This window comes from Streptococcus sp. KHUD_012 (assembly GCF_052588255.1).
In genome coordinates, this window is record NZ_CP159355.1 from 1,350,086 (window position 1) to 1,367,511 (window position 17,426).

17 protein-coding genes and 1 pseudogene are annotated in these 17,426 nt (G+C 42.2%); 1 reads left to right on the forward strand and 17 read right to left on the reverse strand.

The annotated features are described in order from the left end of the window. Positions 1–98: 98 nt before the first annotated feature. From ABVF55_RS06440 to parE, 5 genes and pseudogenes are all read right to left on the reverse strand, one after another. A complete protein-coding gene (locus tag ABVF55_RS06440) occupies positions 99–941 on the reverse strand; it encodes an aminoglycoside 6-adenylyltransferase (protein ID WP_315377516.1) in 843 nt (280 codons plus the stop codon). Between the two features lie 16 nt (positions 942–957). After that, a pseudogene (locus ABVF55_RS06445) lies at positions 958–1,176 on the reverse strand (GNAT family N-acetyltransferase); the annotation flags it as partial. Between the two features lie 66 nt (positions 1,177–1,242). Beyond that, the gene (locus ABVF55_RS06450) at positions 1,243–1,617 is read right to left on the reverse strand and encodes a GNAT family N-acetyltransferase (protein WP_215195180.1); all 375 of its coding nucleotides are present in this window, start codon (positions 1,615–1,617) and stop codon (positions 1,243–1,245) included. A gap of 280 nt (positions 1,618–1,897) precedes the next feature. Further along, a complete protein-coding gene (locus ABVF55_RS06455; protein ID WP_320909213.1) occupies positions 1,898–3,145 on the reverse strand; it encodes a YecA family protein in 1,248 nt (415 codons plus the stop codon). A 51-nt stretch (positions 3,146–3,196) separates the two neighbouring features. Beyond that, complete coding sequence (gene parE / locus ABVF55_RS06460; RefSeq protein WP_445285062.1) at positions 3,197–5,146, reverse strand: DNA topoisomerase IV subunit B; 1,950 nt, start codon at positions 5,144–5,146, stop codon at positions 3,197–3,199. A 187-nt stretch (positions 5,147–5,333) separates the two neighbouring features. On the opposite strand from parE, the gene plsY reads away from it, so the two are divergent. Then, positions 5,334–5,978 carry a glycerol-3-phosphate 1-O-acyltransferase PlsY gene (gene plsY, locus ABVF55_RS06465; protein WP_320909214.1) on the forward strand — a complete coding sequence of 215 codons (645 nt, stop codon included), beginning with the start codon at positions 5,334–5,336 and terminating at the stop codon, positions 5,976–5,978. A gap of 82 nt (positions 5,979–6,060) precedes the next feature. On the opposite strand, the gene ABVF55_RS06470 is transcribed toward plsY, so the two are convergent. The 12 genes from ABVF55_RS06470 to ABVF55_RS06525 form a co-directional block, all read right to left on the reverse strand. Continuing rightward, positions 6,061–7,344, reverse strand: a complete 1,284-nt coding sequence (locus ABVF55_RS06470; RefSeq protein WP_320909215.1) for a glycosyltransferase — start codon at positions 7,342–7,344, stop codon at positions 6,061–6,063. Beyond that, entirely contained in the window at positions 7,304–7,960 is a 657-nt protein-coding gene (locus ABVF55_RS06475; protein WP_320909216.1) for a hypothetical protein, read from the reverse strand. The genes ABVF55_RS06470 and ABVF55_RS06475 overlap by 41 nt, the downstream gene beginning before the upstream one ends. Next, a complete protein-coding gene (locus ABVF55_RS06480; protein WP_320909217.1) occupies positions 7,953–9,095 on the reverse strand; it encodes a glycosyltransferase in 1,143 nt (380 codons plus the stop codon). Before ABVF55_RS06480 ends, ABVF55_RS06475 begins: the two co-directional genes overlap by 8 nt. Continuing rightward, entirely contained in the window at positions 9,092–9,868 is a 777-nt protein-coding gene (locus tag ABVF55_RS06485; RefSeq protein ID WP_320909218.1) for an SDR family NAD(P)-dependent oxidoreductase, read from the reverse strand. The genes ABVF55_RS06480 and ABVF55_RS06485 overlap by 4 nt, the downstream gene beginning before the upstream one ends. 358 nt (positions 9,869–10,226) lie before the next feature. Continuing rightward, positions 10,227–10,637, reverse strand: coding sequence for a hypothetical protein (locus ABVF55_RS06490; protein WP_445285063.1), 411 nt, complete (start codon positions 10,635–10,637; stop codon positions 10,227–10,229). Positions 10,638–10,693: 56 nt separating this feature from the next. Further along, positions 10,694–11,059, reverse strand: a complete 366-nt coding sequence (locus tag ABVF55_RS06495; RefSeq protein ID WP_201090145.1) for a hypothetical protein — start codon at positions 11,057–11,059, stop codon at positions 10,694–10,696. 99 nt (positions 11,060–11,158) lie between these two features. Beyond that, positions 11,159–11,944: an L-threonylcarbamoyladenylate synthase gene (locus ABVF55_RS06500; RefSeq protein ID WP_445285064.1), complete on the reverse strand. Its 786-nt coding sequence runs from the start codon at positions 11,942–11,944 to the stop codon at positions 11,159–11,161. 98 nt (positions 11,945–12,042) lie between these two features. Further along, on the reverse strand, positions 12,043–12,633 hold the full coding sequence (gene leuD / locus ABVF55_RS06505; protein ID WP_445285065.1) for a 3-isopropylmalate dehydratase small subunit: 591 nt from the start codon (positions 12,631–12,633) through the stop codon (positions 12,043–12,045). 11 nt (positions 12,634–12,644) lie between these two features. After that, positions 12,645–14,027, reverse strand: a complete 1,383-nt coding sequence (gene leuC / locus ABVF55_RS06510) for a 3-isopropylmalate dehydratase large subunit (protein WP_023917999.1) — start codon at positions 14,025–14,027, stop codon at positions 12,645–12,647. Positions 14,028–14,051: 24 nt separating this feature from the next. Further along, positions 14,052–14,330, reverse strand: a complete 279-nt coding sequence (locus ABVF55_RS06515) for a DUF1294 domain-containing protein (RefSeq protein ID WP_150905996.1) — start codon at positions 14,328–14,330, stop codon at positions 14,052–14,054. Between the two features lies 1 nt (position 14,331). Then, positions 14,332–15,369, reverse strand: a complete 1,038-nt coding sequence (leuB, locus tag ABVF55_RS06520) for a 3-isopropylmalate dehydrogenase (RefSeq protein ID WP_445285066.1) — start codon at positions 15,367–15,369, stop codon at positions 14,332–14,334. A gap of 12 nt (positions 15,370–15,381) precedes the next feature. Then, a complete protein-coding gene (locus tag ABVF55_RS06525; RefSeq protein WP_445285067.1) occupies positions 15,382–16,944 on the reverse strand; it encodes a 2-isopropylmalate synthase in 1,563 nt (520 codons plus the stop codon). Positions 16,945–17,426: the final 482 nt, after the last annotated feature.

The following is a 17,426-nucleotide window of genomic DNA, read 5'->3' on the forward strand; positions in this document are numbered from 1 at the left end:
GTTTCGATGAACCCGAATCGATTTATCTTTTTTCCTAGGAAATTAGTCCCGTGTTCAGTTACTACAAGTAACTAAACTATCCTTTCTGTAGTTTAAAATTATAATTTGTGTTCTTTATTTACTGAGTGATTAGGAAGTTTTTCCTTAGCATATCTCATCATCTTCTCGGCCACTTCTTTTTCATACTTAAATCCCATCTTTTGAGCAAGACTTTGAGCTTCCTGGTGGAAAAATTCCATGGTTGCTAAAAAAGACTGAGTGATTTGGTCTAAACTTGAGAAATCAAGAAGAGCAGAGAATTCCTTCTCTTTCTCTGTAGGGAAATACTGGAAAAGATACTTGTAGTTCTTACCGATGTCGACTACTCCTCTATCTCTCGCGACCTGCCAAGCTAAGATTTTCAAGAGTTCTTGTTGGCAAATACCGTAGAGATGGTCAGTTGCATAACTGACTTGCTTACGACAAATTCCTTTGACCACGTAAGCTGACACCCACCAAAATTCATTGCAAGTTTTTTCATAATCCGTCTCACTAGCTGGGCTTGTCCAGAAACGCTGAGGACTGGGAGAATAGGACTCGAACAAGCCCTTCTCGTCTACTAAAACTGTATAATCAGCTTCGCTAGCTACCCACTCGTTAATGTGTTCTTTAGGACAGAGGGTTAGATCAATGCGATTACCATCTTCAAAAAACATGAGGTAGAGACGGCGATGTCCCAAAGTAACCTCTTGCTCGATGATACGTTTGCCGAACTGGTCCAGCCAAGAAAGGTCGGCTATCAGACCATCCAAATTCTCCACGATATAGACTACATCATAGTCTTGGAACACGTCCTTGGGAGCCTTTAGGTTTGTCCGCGAGCCGGACATAGCGACTGCATCGACCTGTAGCACTTTTGCAGTTTGCAAAATCACATCAAACATCTCAGTTTCAGTTTTCATGGGAATACCTGCCTTTTTAGTGGAAACTCTTGATTCTGTAGAGGACATGTCTATAAAGCGGACTGTCTGCTGGAACTTTTTCATTATCAAATTCTTCGACAAATTCCATGCTCAGTTTTTGCATGACTTTTTGCGAAAGTTGATTGAGTAAGGATGTAAAAGAGTAAACTTATGACAAGCTAGATTGCTGAAAAACAAAGTCTAGACAGGGTTGGGCAACCTCCGTCGCATAACCATCTTGGCTAGTTCAAGCGAATCTGTCAGACCCAGTTTGTTGTCAAGCGTCATTGGCTGTCTCCGTTCATTCAGATTTTCTAAATCCTGTGCCAACAGGCTTAAAACTTATTGCCCGATAAAATCCATCTGCTTCAGATATTAATTCAATCCGTGTTAAAGGATATTTTTTATGGATCTCCTCAATCAGCTGCTGTCCCAGTTCTTTTCTGCGGTGGGATTTATCAATAATTATTTCAGCTAAAAAGGTCGTCAGCACTTCATCCGTCAGATAACGGGCAAAGCCAAGGATTTTCTGGTCCTCTTCAAGCACCAAGTAATGAGACAGATTTGTTGAAAATAGAGATCTCACTTTTTCCTCTGTGAAAGAAAGCCATTTTTCACTTTTATAAAGGCTATAAATAGCCTGACAATCTTTTCTGCTTGCAGGTCTGATAATCATCTTCTATTCCCCCAATCTATAATCTCCTAAATTTTTTTATTTTAACTTTAATTCCTTTTTTTACCTTTCCTGATTTTCTGAAAAGTTTTTTTGATTTAAAACTGCTCGCAAGAAAAATAAACGTTCGTCTTTTACTCAAAAAACACTCGCCGGATTTTCTGCCAAACAGAATTTGCTCTAAAGCACACCGTCAGAAAAACTGGCGACTTCACTTTAACCCTAGTAAGCTTGTCAGAAATTCTGGTGATTTGAAATTTGATGAGTCCAATCTATCCGTTTTTTAAAACAATTCGATTGTTTCCAGTATATTATACACAATATTGCGTACTTCCTTGTTCTGTTCTCCTTTGACTTGACATAATAGATTATTCGCTTTTAAAAGCCATTCATATTGGCTATTTTTTAAAAGTTTACCTTTTTCAATATTAAACCAAATTTCTTTCTCCCTCAATTCATCAATAATATCAGGAGAAATTATAATATTTTCTGAACTATCAAAGATGTAATATTTTATAATATTTTCAAAAGAAGCAGTATCTTTTTCGTTCTTATAACTATCATACTTATCATTAAGTAACTTCAGCAATTTATCTTTCAAATAATCATTTTCTTCGTTTGGTACAACACAATAAAAATATGCTGGAAAATCACTATTTTGTGGGATTAAACCAAAACTGCAACCTAAATGATTTATAATGCCAGTATCGTTATAAGAAAACTCTGTACAGCCGGCACCGCACCACTTAATATCGTTTTTCAATTTATAAACGTATACTTTAAAATGTTTATCAATTTCAGCATCACTTGGTAGAGTATGATTCATTACTTGATCAAATTTAATCTTTAATACATCTAAATTTGTTATGTTTGTTTTAGTGTTTGCAATTTTTGTTGCATTAGCATAAATAGAATTTCTTTTATGTCTTGTAACTAAAGAAAGTGATTTGCCTACTCCTTTTTCTGAAGCAATCACATCATGGTAATCTATCAAGGCATATTTTTCTTTAGAAAAATGGTATAAAAAGAAACGATAAGCATATAAAAATATATATTGTTTTTCAGTAGGCAGGGGGTTAAAAGTTTCTATTGGCGAAAAAATCTGACTGTCATGTTCTTTACAAAAAAGTGGCATAGTTCCAGCACTATTTATATTGACTTCATAAAATAATTCTCTATATAATCTAGGATTTTGAAGATTGCTAATAATATTTTTTATATCAGTTGAAAAAACCGAATATCCATTATCAGATTTTCTTGCAATCTGCTTTTCTAATATATTTCTAGGAAAAGTATGTGATTTAATCGGTTTTCTATCACAGTTGGAATACAGGCACTTTTTTCCTTTAGAATCGAAAAATTGCTTAACTCTATTTCTATCATGGGATTGAAGCTGTTTTCTCTCACCTTCCGAAATATCACGAAGATTGTCTCGTTCCATTTGTTTTAGTAACTTCTCTATTTTCAAATGGCAATGTTTGTATTTTTTGCCTGAATTGCATGGACATTTATCGTTTCTACCGATAGACACCTCTCCCCATCCTTTCTATAATGTATATTTATTTTTTTTGCATCACACTCCTTAAAACGCAGTCGTTTCTTCCAAGGTAAACTTAACGTTATCTTCAATCCATTGACGACGTGGTGCAGCCTTATCACCCATAAGGACGGAAACACGGCGTTCTGCACGCGCTAAATCATCAATGGTAACACGGATCAGGGTACGAGTTTCTGGATTCATGGTCGTTTCCCAAAGCTGATCCGCATTCATTTCCCCCAACCCTTTGTACCGTTGGAGGGTTGCTCCACGGCCAAAGGTCCGACGCAACTCTTCTAATTCGCTATCTGTCCAAGCATAGGCTACTTCTTCTTTCTTGCCTTTGCCTTTCGACATCTTATAAAGAGGAGGAAGTGCAATGTAGACATGCCCTGCTTCTACCAAAGGGCGCATATAGCGATAGAAGAAGGTTAAGAGGAGGGTTTGAATGTGGGCACCATCCGTATCCGCATCGGTCATGATAATGATCTTATCGTAGTTGGCGTCTTCCACTGAGAAATCTGCCCCAACGCCAGCACCGATGGTGTAGATCATGGTGTTGATCTCCTCGTTTTTGAGGATATCACTCATATTGGCCTTCTCAGTATTAAGAACCTTCCCACGAAGTGGAAGAATCGCTTGGAACTTACGGTCCCGCCCTTGTTTGGCAGAACCGCCGGCTGAGTCTCCTTCGACTAGATAGAGTTCGTTTTTCTTAGGATTTTTAGACTGGGCTGGTGTCAATTTCCCAGACAAAAGTCCCTTGTCCTTTTTACTCTTCTTGCCATTTCGGCTTTCATCCCGCGCTTTACGAGCGGCTTCACGCGCATCCCGGGCTTTAATAGCCTTACGAATGAGATTAGAAGCCAACTCCCCATTTTCCATAAGGAAGAAGGTCAATTTATCAGAAACAATGCTATCGACGACTGGACGAGCCAAGGGACTTCCTAATTTGTCTTTGGTTTGTCCTTCAAACTGCAAATAGGCCTCTGGAACCAGGATCGAGAGAACAGCAGACAAACCTTCACGGTAGTCTGATCCTTCCAGATTCTTGTCTTTTTCTTTGAGGAGTCCTGTCTTTCTTGCATAGTCGTTCATAGCCTTAGTGATGGCTGTCTTCAGACCTGTCTCGTGGGTTCCCCCATCTTTGGTGCGGACATTATTAACGAAGGACAAGATATTATCTGAGTAGCCATCATTGTATTGCATGGCCACTTCTACCTGAAAACCATCTGATTCGCCACTAAAGTAAAGAACAGGTGTCAAAGTTTCCTTGTCTTCGTTCAAGTACTCTACGAAATCTTGGACACCATTTTCATAGTGAAAGGCCACATGGTTGTCTTCTTCCTTACGGAGATCGGTCAGCGTCAGCGTCACGTCCTTCAGCAAGAAGGCTGATTCTTTGATTCGCTCAGCAATGGTATTGAATTTGAAATCTGTCGTTGAAAAGATGGTTGGATCTGGCATAAAGGTGACCTTGGTCCCTGTCTTAGACTTGGGAGCAGAGCCAATCTTTTCAAGGGTCGTAACTGGTTTTCCCCCATCTTCAAAACGTTGCTTGTAGACAGCTCCATCACGTGTAATTTCTACCTCTAGCCAGCTAGAAAGGGCATTGACGACAGAAGATCCCACTCCGTGAAGACCTCCAGATGTCTTATAGCCTCCTTGACCAAACTTACCTCCGGCGTGGAGGACCGTAAAGATCACCTCAACGGTTGGTTTACCCATAGCATGCATCCCGGTCGGCATTCCACGTCCCTGGTCTTCTACCGATAGAGAACCATCTTTATTAATCGTAACATCGATTTGTGAGCCAAAGCCAGACAAGGCTTCATCGACCGCATTATCCACGATCTCCCAGACCATGTGATGCAAGCCATTTCCGTCGGTCGATCCGATATACATCCCTGGACGTTTACGGACCGCATCCAACCCTTCTAGTACCTGAATGGCATCGTCATTATAATTATTAATATTGATTTCCTTTTTTGCCACAAGGAACCTCCTGTTTGTTCATCTTTTCTATATTACAGTTTTTTAGGAAATTTTGCAAAATTTTTTCTCTTTATATGGAGATTTCTATATCTCAGTACAAAAAGCTGGCTGGACACTTTCTTCAGATGTCACACTTGAACTCCAGAAATTGCTTTTTCTATCGTTGGCTTTTTGATATAATGAAAGTATGATAAAAGAAATAAGTGTTTTAATTTTAGCCTATCTGTTAGGCTCCATTCCTTCGGGATTATGGATTGGGAAAATCTTTTTCCATATTAATTTACGGGAACATGGCTCGGGCAATACAGGAACGACCAATACCTTTCGGATTTTAGGGAAGAAAGCTGGAATCATTGTCTTTGCGATTGATTTCTTGAAAGGAACTTTGGCCGTTCTCCTTCCGACTTTCTTTGGAATTCAGGGGATCTCGCCGATGGTCTTTGGTCTCTTAGCCGTTTTGGGACACACTTTCCCAATTTTTGCTGGATTCAAGGGTGGAAAAGCAGTGGCGACGAGTGCTGGTGTCTTACTTGGTTTCTCGCCTATCCTGCTTCTCATTTTAGCTGTTTATTTTGTAGCTAGCCTGTATTTAACCAGTATGATTTCGTTTTCGAGTGTTACCGTTGCGCTACTCGCAATTCTATCGGTCCTCCTTCTCCCTTTGACTGGATGGATCTTGCACAACTATGATCCACTTTTTACAATCATTGTCTTGGCCCTAGCGACCTTGATCATTCTTCGTCACAAGGATAATATCCAACGGATCAAAGAGAAAAAAGAAAATCTTATCCCTTGGGGAAAAAACATCACCCATCAACAACCAAAAAACTAGAGCGCATGCTCTAGTTTTTTATGTTCATTGAATAGAAGATCTCTGGAAGAAAGCAAATAGGAGTCTCTCCCTTCTCTTTCTTTTATAACTTCACTTTCAGGAGTCTCTCAATTTCTTGATAAAGAATCTTTGTTGGCTGGTAGGCTTTGCTTTTCTGAGCCAGATCCTTTAGGTGCGACCAATCTTCCCGAGAAACCAATTCATTAAATAAGCGCAAAACTTCGGAATCTGTCTTTTTACGAGATACCAATCCTACTTGGAATAACTCAGCCCGAACCGCATTGTCAAACTGGTCATAGTCCTGGGGCAAAATCAGACTAGGAATCCCCTCTTCGATACATCCCATCAAAATCCCAGCACCTGCATGATGAATGGCAAAGTCCATTTGATCCAGAACATCTGAATAAGGGAGGTAATCAAAAATCAGAAGATTATCTGACAACATCCTTGGTGGATGCTCCAAACCACTCGGGTCGCCTAGGGTTACGTAAAAGACATAGTCAGGATGTTCTTGGCTCAAAAGCTTTGCCAACTCCACCATCCGCTCTTTTTCCCATTTTAAATGAGTGCCACAGGTAACGAGGACCCGCTTTTTAGAACTCGTAAAATACTGTTTCTGTTCTTGAGGAAGTCGATCAAAAGAGAGACAGCGATAACCAACCCATTTAAGCTGGGAAGGAAAATCGTCTCGAAACTCCAACTCTTTCATGCCCAGAGCCAAGATTGAATAGGGAGAATAGACCCCTTCTGTCCCATCTTCACGGTAGAGTTTAAAATCCTTTATGGTATCCAGATTCTTCTTAACCAGCGCAAACCCAACTTTCTTTGCCAGACGGATGACTTGCCTACCCAGAGCATCTCTCCACTTGTAGAAGGTCCCTTGGTGCGGTTTCCATCCTCCTAGATATGCAGGGGTAGTCGTGCGACTTTCAATCGCTACCGGACTTGGAATGGTCGTAATCCAGGGAATGCCCAAACGATCTGCTAAAACTCCAGCAGGAGCGGCTACAAAATCTGCAATAATCAAGTCTGGTTGTCCTTCAGAGTCCCAAATTCGATTTATCTCGTTGAAAACTTCAGGAATCAGTTTGCTATTAGCCCCTAATTGTTGGTACATGATAAAGAGATTTGCTTGCTTGGCTGTATTGGCTATATCTTCCATGACTGTCGGACGGTCAGGAAACAAGGCAAGGCAGTCAAAACCAATCTGCTCGACCAATTCCTTTTTTTGAAAACCTGTGATGACTCGAACCTGAAAACGAGGATCCTCCAGCAAGGGCTTGACCAAAGTCAAAGTCGGAAATAAATGACCACTAAAGGGGACGCTAATCACATCGATTTTTATCACTTTGTCTAATCCAGTCATAAATGATTCCTTTCACATCTTCTCTGTATTCATAGCTATAATGATCCGTATCCACTTGGATATTCGCTGAATGGCGGTCCAAAATTCGTGAATAAGGATCTTTTTTGCCTTTGATAACCAATGCCTCTACCTCCTTTTGACGTAAGAGAAGCTGGGAAACAGGGCCAAGCGCTATCACGCGCAACCTTGGCAAGGATACCTCCTTCCCTACACTTCTAAGCCACTGCGTCAGCATATTGACCCCTGAACTCTTACAAACAAGAACCACCTCCTGCACTTCCAGCAAGGGAAACAAGTGTTGTTGTAAGAGCTTTTGAAAGCGAGGGTTCAAAATCGTATGCCAATAGTAGATGATATTGGATGCAGAGGCCGACATTAGGGATACTTGAGGAAATTTTATATGTTCAAAATCTTGATTGAAGGGGAAATTACTCTCTACTACTCTATAACCTGATGGACAAATCGCATAGAGGAGTTCCAGTTGTCCTGCTGTCAGTCCGGCACAGGAGTAGTCACTGCTCCCACTGAGAAAGAGGACCAAGCGATTAGAGTCTAGCATGGTCTGATCAAGAGATAAATCAGACAAGCGATCTAGATAGGACTTCATCTTACTCATAACGAATCTTTCCGTCCGTCACACGAATCTTTCGCCCCCGCCAATTAATCACAGGAGGAGTCACCAGAACATAGATAAACAGCCAAGGAAGCAGGAGATCATTCAGCACTTCGTAGATGACTTCATCCAAGTGTAGGCGATTGGATAGGATGCTTTGTCGATAGAGGAGCATCCATACTGCCTTGAATCCCAGTAAGCCCAATACTAGAAGAAAATACGGCCAACCTAAAAAAAGACTTAAGATCAAAGTTGGAAGAGGTAGAAAACTCGGTAAACCTATGAGACTAAACAGCTTCCAATCCAGGTGTTCTTTGAGATAGATAGAGCTAAAGAGAAGCCAACGCTTCATCTGGAGCAAATATTGCTTGGCATCCTTGATAGTCGTTCGAACATTACAGGTGACCCTTGTTTGGATAATGGATACTCCTTTACTCCTTAAAAAATCGGCCACGGCTAAATCATCACATAGAAAATCCTTAATCGCTGTGAAGAGCCCCTGGTCTTTTGCAAGTTCTACCGGTAGGATATAGAACATCCCGTTGATGGAGTGATTCGCCTCAACTTCTGCCATGGTAAAATAGGTAATAAAAGAATTGCCATTAACAAATGCTGCGACCAGCTTAGACCAGAAATTGCTTCTCTCCTGGTTATAGGGAATGCCTGTCAGAATGACCTCTTGACCCAGATAGTCAGTTAGCTCACCCATTTTAGAAAAATCAATCACACTATCATCGTCCAAAACAATCAGATAAGGCCGGGTCAGCTCTTCTACAACCTGCTCAATCTTGTAACTCTTGGGATTAATCCCCTGAGGGACGTCTTCAATGAGAAAGGTACGAATTCGTTGGGCAAAGGAAGCCTCTTGGCAAATCTGATCTGCTACTCGTTGGGCTTCTATATCAGACTGATCAATCAACCAGTAGAATTCTACTGCTTCAGTTTGCTGGAGATTGGCCCGCAAATCACTCTCTAAACGAGGATCCCCTGAGAGGATGGGTTGGACCACCGTAAAAAGCTCTTCTGGGAAGTCCGCAATATGAGCCTGACTTTTTTTATAATAAGTGAAGGACAGCAACCAACGGATGAGAAATAAGAGAAGATAAGTAACGGCTAAAAATATAAATACAAATTTCATCTATTCAGTCCCTTTTTTAAATATATAGCAAGGAGACGGATGATCCACCTTTGGGGAAGCAAGCGACCTAGCCAAACTAGCAAGCGATAGCGAAGCCCGATAATCGCATAGGAAGTATCCCTTTCTATAAATCGGATCAACTGCTGAGCGACTTTCTCAGGCTTCATCTGCAAGCTACCACCTCCCAATGCTTCTACTAGTTTGGGAGGAAAAATAGCTGTTTGGACTGGTCCAAGAATATAGAGACCTAGCTGGACCTGGGAATCTGATTGCCTCAGTTCCTCCTGGAGAGCAAGAGTGTAGGTCTGCAAGGCAGCCTTGCTAGCACTGTAGGCTGCTAGATAGGGATGAGGAAAAAGAGCTGCCAACGAAGACAGCTGGACCAGCTTGATATTCTGATTCTTTTGCACCACCTGCTTGATTAGCTGGACTGGACTATGGTAGTTGAGCTGCCAGAGGTCTTGCTCACTGGCTGAATCAAGGACACATCCTAGGGAAAAATAGGCTAGTCCCGCACAATTGACAAGAAGATCTGCATCTAGGTTCTCTACAAAAGCTTCTAGGGCTACTTGATCTAGCATATCTAACGTTAGGATTGACAGTTGCGCCTTGCTCCCAGTTAGTTCCTTTTGAACTTGGGAGAGTTTGTCAGCATCACGACCCACTAAGACCAGATGCTCCAGACTTCTTGCCAGTTCTTTCGCTAGCTGCCGGCCAATCCCTCCTGTAGCTCCTAAAATGATTGCTTTTTTAATAGTATCTTCTATCTTCATAGCTCTAGTGTACCAAATTTCAACCAGTTAGAAAACTCTTACTACCATTCTCCAGCTTTACAGTTCAACCCCTACTTGTCAAAAAGGTCTCTAACGTAAAAATAGAGTCCTTTTTTGTCTTTTGTCTATTTCCCAACCGTACTTCGATAACTACTAGCTATTAGGCGATCAAATAGGAAAGGTCGGTTTAATAGCTGTGATGATTACAAATAGTACCAACATGAAAAAGTAAGAGCAAACAAGCAGAGGAATAAGAGTCTACCTGTAGCTTTATTAAACTCATTCATTATAGTTACTAGGCCCAATGGAATCAAGAAGAAATAGGTATCTCATAAGATTTCTCTTAGATCAGTATCCACTATAAAGCATCGACTAGGTCCATCAGTATTTCCATAGGAGTTTTTTTCCTACGACCATTAACAGTTTCGATAAGATGATAAACTTTTAAACGATTGTCATTGCTAAAGACAAACTCAAAGCGGAACTCCCGTCCGTTGGGTGCCACTGTATCAAATTTCGTTTTATATTTATCATGAACGGGGCTAACTGGAAATTTATTGAAGAGTAATCGTCGTTTCTCCCCTGCTTCTTTCAAACAGTTTTCTAGCTCCTGACAATAGTTATAAAACAGCTGATAGAGGGCTTCTTCTGAAATTCTTCTTCTCCGAACTAATGATGTAAAATCCGAAAAATTTCTGCGCGGGATTTCAATGCTAAATGATAATCCCTCTTGGTTGATTCTTTCTAAAAATGCATCTCTTGAAATCATAGAACTACTCTTTCTTTTATCAATTTGTAGTGAACCCTTATTGTTTCTATACACAGTCAATCCATTATGTAATCAAGCAGGTCCATCAGGGTGAGTTTCTTGCGACCATTGACGGTCTCAAATAAATTATAAACTCTTAGTTCTTGGTTCTTTTTAAAAGCAAACTCAAAGCGAAATTCGCGACCATTGCATGCCACTACATAAAATCCGGTCTGATACTTTCTCTTATCCGCTACAGCTTGCTTTTGCCGGTCTTCTACCTCTCTACAAAGTAAAAGAAAGATCTGATAGAGTTGCTCCTCAGAGAGCCTTTTTCTCCAAACCAATGACTTGAAGTTATTGTACGTCCACCATGGGATTTGGATGTTGAAAGAAAAACCTTCCTGATTGGCTTTATCGATAAATGCTTTTCTGGAGACCATACCACTTCCCCTTCTACTGGAACATCGTTTGACTCTATTATACCATCTTTTATCCTTTCACAAAAAAAGCATTCCAAATGGAATGCTTTTTTCTGTTTCTTAATAGTATTCCCCTTGGCGGTAGTTCCAAGAGTTGAAATGATCAGATAAGTGCATCATGATCTTATCAATATCCAATCCTTTACGGATCACAACTGGACAAGTATTGACAGAACGGCTACCTACCCCTTGTTCTGGGATGAGTTTTCCTTCGGCATCAACCATAGAGACCATCACACCTTGTTCATAGCGAGTTTCAATGGTCTTGTCTGGTTGGATAGAAGCTACATAATCATCTGCTTCGATGACCAAGTCCACGGCACCTTCGATGCGCTCACCAATTCCTTCGACCTTCCCGCGGTTTCCTTTACCGGAAGGGTTGGCTGAAGAAGCGTAAACCATCTTGCCTTCTTTTTCCCACATTTCTTTGGCAATTTGCTCACCAGCTTTACCAAATTTGATGACAAAGCATGAAGTTCCACGAACGTCTGTCATGAGTTCTTCACGTCCATCTCCGAAGGCTTGCAATTTTGCATAGGCATCTTCACGCCAAGGAAGGATACAACCAAGCAAGATATCTTCATCCCAATGTTTTTGGTAGAAGGCTTCAATTTCAGGATTCAATTGCGCAAGGGCACGAAGTTCATCCATGCTTCCGCAAAGAACCACACCTGGTTTGTTGCGGTTGCGTTCTTTGGCTTCGAATTTCCGTTCCAAGCCAGCCTTGTCACTGGTCATGATGATGTAGCCAACTTTGGTAGGGCAGACTATACAGCCGCCCTCTCCTTTAAGAATATCAAATCCTTCTTGTGAAAGTTGTCCGTCCCATTGAATGTGTTTTGTCATAAGTCTCTTTCCTTTTCTATTCTTTTTAGTATTGTATCAAAAAATAGTCTCAAATTCAATATATTTTCAGAAAATTCGTAATTCGGTATACAATTTTATCATTGCCAGTAAGCTGGCCGGTTCTTCTCATAAGCTGCGATCAAGTCTTCGTACTGAAGCGTAATCCCGATATCATCCAAGCCGTTGAGCAATTTGTGCTTCCAATCTTGATCGATCTCAAAGTGAAACTCTCCAACAGGCGAGAGGATCTTCTGCTCTTCCAAATCCACCGTCACTGGATCTGTCGGCTTCAAACTTGCCAACTGTTGACGAACCTCTAGTGGTTGGACAATCGGCAGCATGCCATTATTGAGTTCATTATTGTAATGGATATCTCCGAAGGATCCAGCGATAACGACCTTAAAGCCATAATCCGCCAAAGCCCAGGCAGCGTGCTCCCGAGAGGAGCCAGCCCCAAAATTATCACCAGTGATCAAAATAGTTGCCTGCCGGTATTCTGCCTTGTTAAAGATAAAATCTGGATCCTCGGTATACTGGTCATCCAAGTAGCGCCAAGCATACATGAGGTATTTACCAAAACCTTTTTTATCAATCAACTTCAAGAATTGTTTGGGGAGGATTTGGTCGGTATCAATATTATCGTTCATCAAGGGAACCGTTGTCCCCGTATAAATGGTAAATTTCTCCATGCTTCCTCCTTTTACTCGACTTCTGGCATTTGTCGCACGTCGACAAAGCGACCGGCGATTGCTGCTGCAGCGGCCATTGCTGGGCTACAGAGATGGGTTTTAGCCCCAAATCCTTGGCGGTCTTCAAAGTTCCGGTTGCTAGTAGAGGCACAGTGGACCCCATCTGGAACCTTGTCTGGGTTCATTCCTAGACACATGGAGCATCCTGGATCACGCCATTCAAAGCCCGCATCCATGAAGATTTTGTCTAAGCCTAATTTTTCGGCGGCTTGCTTAACCGGACGAGAACCAGGTACCACAATAGCAGTTAAGTTTGGTGCAATTTTTTTGCCTTTCACAAACTTGGCTGCCAACTCCAAATCACTGAGACGCGCATTGGTACAAGAACCGATAAAGATATAGCCCAATTCAATGTCTGCTGGTTTTTGGCCAGGTTCTAGATCCATATAATGATAAGCCCGTTCATCATTCATGTCTCGAATCTCTGGAAAAGGAGTCTCGAAGTCCACTCCCATAGAAGGATTGGTCCCCCAAGTCACCATCGGAGCAAGATCGGATACATCCATACGGATGACCTTATCATAAACGGCATCGTCATCACTAACCAGAGTCTTCCAATCAGCTACTGCGGCCTCAAAATCATCTGGCACACATTCGCGTCCCCGGAGGTAGTCAAAGGTCGTCTCATCTGGATTCATGATCCCCATTTTGGACCCGAACTCGATCGACATATTGCAGATGGTCATGCGTTCTTCCATGGTCAAGCGATCAATTGCTTCACCCCGATACTCTACGACATAGCCAACTCCACAAGCAACACCGTAGCGCGCTATCAAAGCTAGGATGTAATCCTTTGAATAGATCCCTTTTTGTGGGGTTCCGGTGAATTCAACCAACATTTTCTTTGGTTTGACTTGCCAGATGGTTTGGGTAGCAAAGACATGCTCCACTTCACTGGTTCCAATCCCAAAGGCAATGGCTCCAAAGGCACCGTGGGTGGCGGTATGACTATCTCCACAGACAATAAATTTTCCAGGCTGGGTCCGACCGGTTTCAGGGCCCACCATATGAACGATTCCTTGCTTAGCAGAACCATGGGCAGCATGATCAATCCCAAAGTCCACCACATTCTCAGCTAATTTATCAATTTGGGCTTTTGAAATTACATCTCGGATATCAAAAATATTGACCGTTGGAACATTGTGATCAAAGGTTCCAAAGGTTAAATCAGGTCGTCGAACCTTGCGTCCTGCATCCCGTAATCCTTGAAAGGCTTGCGGACTCGTCACTTCGTGGATGTAGTGTTGGTCCACATACATGAGTTGGGGTTGTCCTTCCACTCCTGTAATCACGTGGCGGTCCCAAAGTTTATCAAAGATAGATTTTCCACTCATTGTCTTTCTCCATTTATCTTGTTATTAGGAAATCCATTGAAGGATTAGAAAGAGGACACCTGCTAAAAGAAGGCTACTGCCCCACCAGGTGGCTTGAAAATACCATTTCCGCACCTTGTGGTGAAAAAGATATCCACCTAGTAGAGCTCCAAATCCACCAAGCAGCCAGCTCTCGAGTAACAGGACCTTTTCAGGAATCCGCCACCTGTTTTGGATAGCTTTTCGCTTATCTAAACCATAGGTCAGAAATACGATACTATTCCAAATAGCGATTAGCACTAAACAGCGATCTCTCCAAGTCATCTTAGAGATTCCCAATAATAGCTGCAGTCATCTCTGCAGTCGAAGCCTGACCACCTAGATCTCGCGTCAAGATTCCTTGATTCAAGGTTTGATTAACGGCTTCTTCGATCATTTCTGCACCTGCTGTTTCTCCAAAACTGTCTCGGAGCATCATGGCAACGGACAGAATCATGGAAATCGGATTGGCAATGCCTTGACCTGCAATATCAGGTGCTGAACCGTGAATCGGTTCGTACATACTTGGTCCTTGGTCAGAATGACTAGCAGATGGCATCACGCCTAGTGTTCCTGGAAGGACGCTGGATTCATCAGATAAGATATCTCCGAATAGATTCTCTGTCACTACAACATCAAAGCGGGCTGGATTGGTAATCATGATCATGGCCGCACTATCGACAAGCTGGTGCTCTAAGGTCACATCTGGAAATTCTTTAGCCACTTCTTCTGCCACTTGGCGCCACAATTTAGAAGTTGCAAGGACATTTTGCTTATCGATACTGGTCACTTTCTTACCACGTCCTTGCGCGATCTTGAAGGCTTGGCGCATAATCCGACGGATTTCTTCTGCACTGTAATCATTGATATCGCGCGCTGTATCTTCTTTCAAGATATGCTCTCCAAAGTAAATCCCACCTGTCAATTCACGCACGACCAAAAAGTCAACACCCTCGATACGCTCTGGCTTCAAAGGAGACAAGTGTTTCAAGGCGTCAAAAATCCGTACAGGACGAATATTGGCAAAGAGATTTAATTCCTTACGAATAGCAAGCAAGCCTTGTTCTGGACGAACAGGAGCATTGTCATATTCCGGACTCCCGATGGCTGCGAGAAGAATAGCATCCGCTCCTTTAGCTACTTTGAGAGTATCTTGGGGAAGTGGGTGGCCAGCGGCATCAATCCCAGCACCCCCAAAAGGTTTGTCTTCTAGACTATAATCAAAGCCAATTTTGGGAGCAACGGCTGCGAGGACCTCTAGTCCAGCTGCCATGATCTCAGGGCCAATCCCATCTCCTGCAAGTGTTACAATTTTCTTTGTCATGTTCAGTTCCTCTTAGGCTTGTGGAAGATCACGGTAGGAGACAGCTCGTCCCATCTCACCCGCATTCTCTTTTTGAACCAGCGTGTTGGCATTGATATAAGCGATGGCAGAGGCTTTCAATACGTCGAAGTCCAAACCAGAGGCATTGAAAATCGTATCGGTATCAACATTTTCCACGGATACCAAGACACGTGCTTGGGCATCGATCCCATCAGTCACTGCATCGATATTGTATGATGTCAAGCGAACAGTTTGGTTGAAGAATTTATCAATTGCATTAAAGATCGCTTCAACAGACCCTTGACCATTGGCAAGGAATTCAAGTACTTCCCCTTCTTCATTGCGGAGGCTAACCGCTGCTGTAATCGTTTCGTCTGCATTGGTGGTTAAGCGAAGATCGTTAAATTGGAATCCTTCTGGATTTTCTACTGCTGTACCGGCAACAAGGGCGCGGATATCGGCATCTGTGATCTCGTGTTTCTTGTCTGCCAGAGATTTGAACTTAGCAAACAATGGCTTGATGTCTTCTTCTGTAAATTCCAGTCCCAACTCATGCAGTTTTTCGACAAAGGCATGGCGACCAGACAATTTTCCAAGAGGGAGACTATTGCTCTTAACACCCACCAACTCAGGCGTAATGATTTCATAGGTAAGGGGATTTTTAAGGACCCCATCTTGGTGAATCCCAGACTCGTGTGAGAAAGCATTGCCACCAACAACCGCCTTGTTTTTAGGAATTGGAATCCCAGAGTAACGAGAGACCAACTCAGAAGTGTTGATGGTTTCATTAAGGACAATCGGACTCTCCACTTGGAAATAGTCTTCGCGAATATTGAGAGCAACCGCTACTTCTTCAAGCGCCGCATTGCCGGCCCGCTCCCCGATTCCATTAATGGTTCCTTCGACACGACGGGCACCATTTTTAACAGCAGCGAGGCTATTAGCCACCGCCATTCCTAGGTCATCATGGCAATGAGGGGAATAGATAATCTCGCGATCTGTCTTGACATGGTCAATCAAGTATTTGAAAATGGCACCGTACTCCGCTGGTGTCGTGAAACCGACTGTATCAGGAATGTTGATGTAGCTAGCACCAGCATCAACTGCAGTCTGTACGACTTGCAAGAGGAAATCCAATTCTGTCCGGGTCGCATCTTCTGGTGAGAATTCAACAATCTCAAATTTTGAGCGAGCGTAAGAAACGTGCTCTCTGATCGTTTCAAGGATTTCTTCCTTTGTCTTGTTGAGTTTAAACTCCCGGTGAATCGGACTGGTTGCGATAAAGACGTGAATTTGTGGATACTTAGCATCCTTCAAGGCTTCATAACAAGCATCAATATCTGATTTGACAGAACGGGCCAAACCTGTCACGGCTGTCTTGGTCAAGACCTTGGCAATCTCTTGAACAGCAGTGAAGGAATCCGGACTAGCTGCAGGAAAACCTGCTTCAATAGCAGAAATGCCCCACTTTTCCAATTGTTTAGCAATGGCAATCTTTTCTTTGATAGAAAAATTAACTCCTGGAGTCTGTTCGCCATCCCGAAGGCTGGTATCTAAAAATTCAACTTTACGCATAGGGTCTCCTCATTTCTATGTAGTGGATATAAAGAAAAACATCTCACTCGGTTAACCAAGCGAGATGTTTTTGCCCGCTTGGTAAGCCAAACAGGACTAATGCTTCTGCACTAGCCCTTATACCTCAACAACAAAGCAAATTGAATAAACTTAGCTGTTTTCATGTTTGACTTTCTCCTTTGTTCAATGTCTTGTTTAGTATTTTAGCATAGGGAAAAAGCAATGTCAAGAATTTTCTACAATATTCTGAATTTTTTGAATAGAAACAAAATAGAGCTTTCGGTTCTAGTTAGATTGAAGATAAAGTCATCTTAAAAACTTTCCTTAGGTGAAGACGGACGTCAGCGAACTTCAAAGAAGTTCCATGACTAATTATTGAGCCTAAGGTCTCAATAATTCCGAGTGCTAGAAACAAAAGTGTTTCTAGCACTTTTCTCACGGCGGAAAGTTTCAATATTTATTGAATAAGCCTAATAGTAACT

Coding starts and splice junctions, on each gene's coding strand:
- ABVF55_RS06440 (WP_315377516.1), bottom strand. CDS start 941: ATGAAAACTGAAACTGAGATGTTTGATGTGATTTTGCAAACTGCAAAA.
- ABVF55_RS06450 (WP_215195180.1), bottom strand. CDS start 1,617: ATGATTATCAGACCTGCAAGCAGAAAAGATTGTCAGGCTATTTATAGC.
- plsY (WP_320909214.1), top strand. CDS start 5,334: ATGATAAAAGAAATAAGTGTTTTAATTTTAGCCTATCTGTTAGGCTCC.
- ABVF55_RS06470 (WP_320909215.1), bottom strand. CDS start 7,344: ATGACTGGATTAGACAAAGTGATAAAAATCGATGTGATTAGCGTCCCC.
- ABVF55_RS06475 (WP_320909216.1), bottom strand. CDS start 7,960: ATGAGTAAGATGAAGTCCTATCTAGATCGCTTGTCTGATTTATCTCTT.
- ABVF55_RS06480 (WP_320909217.1), bottom strand. CDS start 9,095: ATGAAATTTGTATTTATATTTTTAGCCGTTACTTATCTTCTCTTATTT.
- ABVF55_RS06485 (WP_320909218.1), bottom strand. CDS start 9,868: ATGAAGATAGAAGATACTATTAAAAAAGCAATCATTTTAGGAGCTACA.
- ABVF55_RS06490 (WP_445285063.1), bottom strand. CDS start 10,637: ATGATTTCAAGAGATGCATTTTTAGAAAGAATCAACCAAGAGGGATTA.
- ABVF55_RS06495 (WP_201090145.1), bottom strand. CDS start 11,059: ATGGTCTCCAGAAAAGCATTTATCGATAAAGCCAATCAGGAAGGTTTT.
- ABVF55_RS06500 (WP_445285064.1), bottom strand. CDS start 11,944: ATGACAAAACACATTCAATGGGACGGACAACTTTCACAAGAAGGATTT.
- leuD (WP_445285065.1), bottom strand. CDS start 12,633: ATGGAGAAATTTACCATTTATACGGGGACAACGGTTCCCTTGATGAAC.
- leuC (WP_023917999.1), bottom strand. CDS start 14,027: ATGAGTGGAAAATCTATCTTTGATAAACTTTGGGACCGCCACGTGATT.
- ABVF55_RS06515 (WP_150905996.1), bottom strand. CDS start 14,330: ATGACTTGGAGAGATCGCTGTTTAGTGCTAATCGCTATTTGGAATAGT.
- leuB (WP_445285066.1), bottom strand. CDS start 15,369: ATGACAAAGAAAATTGTAACACTTGCAGGAGATGGGATTGGCCCTGAG.
- ABVF55_RS06525 (WP_445285067.1), bottom strand. CDS start 16,944: ATGCGTAAAGTTGAATTTTTAGATACCAGCCTTCGGGATGGCGAACAG.